The following is a 2,751-nucleotide window of genomic DNA, read 5'->3' as shown; positions in this document are numbered from 1 at the left end:
AAGCAAATGCTTATAAATGCAATCAAAAAGCGGTATATTTATGAACATGAGTAACGTAGCAAAAAACTTCCGCATCAATTCCGAATTGAAGTCCCCGGAACATTCCGGCGAACTGTTCGAAGCCATCGAAGAGGCGAAACGGCTCGAGGCCGACCCGAAGACCAAGCATTATACGGATATGGACGAGATGTGGGCGAACTTGGACAAATGATTTACGAAGTTATTTGAAATAGTCTTGCGCTATAAAAAGCTATAAAAAAATTGTATATCCCGAAATATTGCGCCGCTTAGGTGCAATTTGTATTTTTGCTTGTCACACTTTTAACTCTGCGAGTCACCACCACTAAACGCTTTTCTACACGACAAAATGTCCGAAGCCAAAAAAATTCTTGCAAAAGATTTCTACAAGATTGATTCCCAAAATTCAACACTACTCGATGTCCGCGAACCGAGCGAGTCCACGGTACGCCCCGTGAGTGGATCCATTCAGGTTCCGTTCTTTGAACTGTCCAAGAAGATTGATAGCATCCCGAAAGACAAGCCTGTTTACGTGTTCTGTTCTACGGGAGATCGTTCCGAAGAGGTTGCCGAAATTCTCGCCGATCGCGATTACGATGTGTACAATGTGGAAGGCGGGCTTGACGCCGTCCCGAAAATTCACTTCGTTGATGCCAAGGGCCTCAAGTGCCCGGGCCCCATCGTGAAGGTGGACGAAGCGGTCAAAAGCGTGGCCGTTGGCGAAGAAGTCCAGGTGGAAGCGACCGAGAAAGCGTTTTTCTCGGATGTGAATGTCTGGTGCCAGCATACCGGCAACGAATTGAAATCGCTTTCCGAAAAAGACGGCGTAATCTATGCGACCATCGTAAAGCGCGACGCACCCAAATCTCTTGAAAATCGTGAATTTGAGCACGGCAAGACTTTTGTCGTATTCAGCGGAGATTTGGACAAGGCAATAGCCTCGTTCATCATGGCTAACGGCGCTGCCGCCATGGGCCGTCCGGTTACCATGTTCTTCACCTTCTGGGGAGTAAGCATTTTGCGCAGGCCCGAAAAGGTGCGCGTCAAGAAGTCGCTCATCGGAAAAATGTTCGGCTTCATGATGCCCCGCGGGTCGCGCAAGCTTGGACTCTCTCGCATGAATTTTGGCGGAATCGGAGCGAAAATGATTCGCAAGGTCATGAAGCAGAACGGCGTTTCTTCGCTGGAAGAACTGATTGAAAGCGCAAGGCAGAAGGGCGTGAAGTTTGTCGCCTGCCAGATGTCGATGGAACTGATGGGAATCACAGCCGAAGAGTTGATTGACGGCGTGGAACTTGGCGGTGTTGCGACGATGCTCGGCTCCACTGAAAAGTCCGACTTGACGTATTTTATTTAAGCGAAGCCTGCGATATGTACGATTTCGACACCGTAATCGATCGACGAAATGGCGATTCTATAAAATGGAAAGTCGCCGAAAACGAGCTGCCCATGTGGGTGGCGGATATGGATTTCCGGACTGCCCCCGAAATTTTGGATGCGCTCAAAAGCCGCCTGGATCATGGCGTTTTTGGGTATGCGGATGTTCCCGACGCCTGGTACAATGCTTACATCAATTGGTGGGGTAGGCGGCATCACTTGAAAATGGAGAAAGAAAATCTGATTTTCTCTGCAGGTGTGATGCCTTCGATTTTCTCCGTAATCGAGCAGCTTGCCGCTCTGGGCGAAAACGTCGTCATCCAATCTCCAGTCTACAATAACTTCTACAACTGCATCGAAAATAGCGATTGTAACGTTGTCGAAAATAAACTTTTGTATAAGAACGGAGCTTACGCCATCGATTTTACGGATCTGGAACAAAAGCTATCGAATCCGCAGACAACAGTGATGATTCTTTGCAATCCCCACAACCCGATTGGAAAAATCTGGAGTGCGGAAGATTTGGCAAAAATCGGTGAACTTGCCAAGAAGTACAATGTCACCGTCATTTCCGATGAAATCCACTGCGACATTACGGAGCCTGGGAAAAGTTACGTGCCGTTTGCGGCGGCTTCCAAAACTTGCCGCGAAGTAAGCGTTACTTGCATTGCGCCCACGAAGGCTTTCAACTTGGCGGGTCTCCATACTTCGGCGGTATATGTAGCAAGCCCCACTTTGAGGCGCAAGGTACGGCATGCGTTGTACACGGACAAGATCGCCGCGCCCAATTCCTTTGCGGCGGTGGCCGCGATTGCTGCGTTTGAACAGGGCGAGCCATGGCTTGAAAGCTTGCGCGAATACCTTTGGGAAAACCGGAAACTGGTCGAAGACTTTTTGGCGAAGGAACTTCCGGAAATCAAGGCTGTCAAGGGCGACGCCACTTACCTTGTGTGGCTTGACATTTCGGCGTTGCCTGAAACTGGGCGAAATGTTGCCGCCTATTTAAGGCGTAAAACGGGACTGTTTCTTATAGGCGGCGATGCTTACGGTGCCGGCGGTGAACATTTCTTGCGAATGAATGTCGCCTGCCCCAAAAGCATTTGCCTAGAAGGGCTCAACCGGCTTAAACAAGGAATTGCAGCGTTACTACAAGCGTGATTTTTTACGCATCAGTGATGATGCGAATGGTCATGCATGGAATGGTCAGGCATGGAATGATTCATCTCGACGGATTGTTTTGTCGGCTGGTAGCCTGCAATAGACGGATCCACCATACCAAAAATCATGGCGATGTGAGACAGAACCAGGAATGCTGCCAGCAAGGAAATGCGAATGACGTTTCTTTTCTTCGGCTCA

General features: G+C 49.1%; 4 protein-coding genes. 3 read left to right on the top strand and 1 reads right to left on the bottom strand.

What is annotated here, in order from left to right; translation table 11 throughout:
• The first annotated feature begins 46 nt into the window (after positions 1-46).
• From Q0628_RS01415 to Q0628_RS01405, 3 genes are all read left to right on the top strand, one after another.
• Positions 47-211 (top strand): hypothetical protein, encoded by a 165-nt coding sequence (locus Q0628_RS01415; RefSeq protein ID WP_298767797.1) that lies wholly within the window; start codon positions 47-49, stop codon positions 209-211.
• Positions 212-367: 156 nt separating this feature from the next.
• A complete protein-coding gene (locus tag Q0628_RS01410; protein WP_298767796.1) occupies positions 368-1,375 on the top strand; it encodes a DsrE/DsrF/DrsH-like family protein in 1,008 nt (335 codons plus the stop codon).
• A 14-nt stretch (positions 1,376-1,389) separates the two neighbouring features.
• Positions 1,390-2,553, top strand: coding sequence for a MalY/PatB family protein (locus tag Q0628_RS01405; RefSeq protein ID WP_298767795.1), 1,164 nt, complete (start codon positions 1,390-1,392; stop codon positions 2,551-2,553).
• Positions 2,554-2,564: 11 nt separating this feature from the next.
• Here the strand turns inward: Q0628_RS01405 and Q0628_RS01400 are convergent.
• Positions 2,565-2,751, bottom strand: a 187-nt coding sequence (locus Q0628_RS01400) for a DUF6803 family protein (protein WP_366979008.1), incomplete at its 5' end; no start/stop codon positions are given.

The sequence above is a fragment of the uncultured Fibrobacter sp. genome (genome assembly GCF_937877005.1).
Classification (GTDB): domain Bacteria; phylum Fibrobacterota; class Fibrobacteria; order Fibrobacterales; family Fibrobacteraceae; genus Fibrobacter.
The sequence above is the reverse complement of the archived record's forward strand: the minus strand, read 5'-3'. Positions and strand labels throughout refer to the sequence as shown.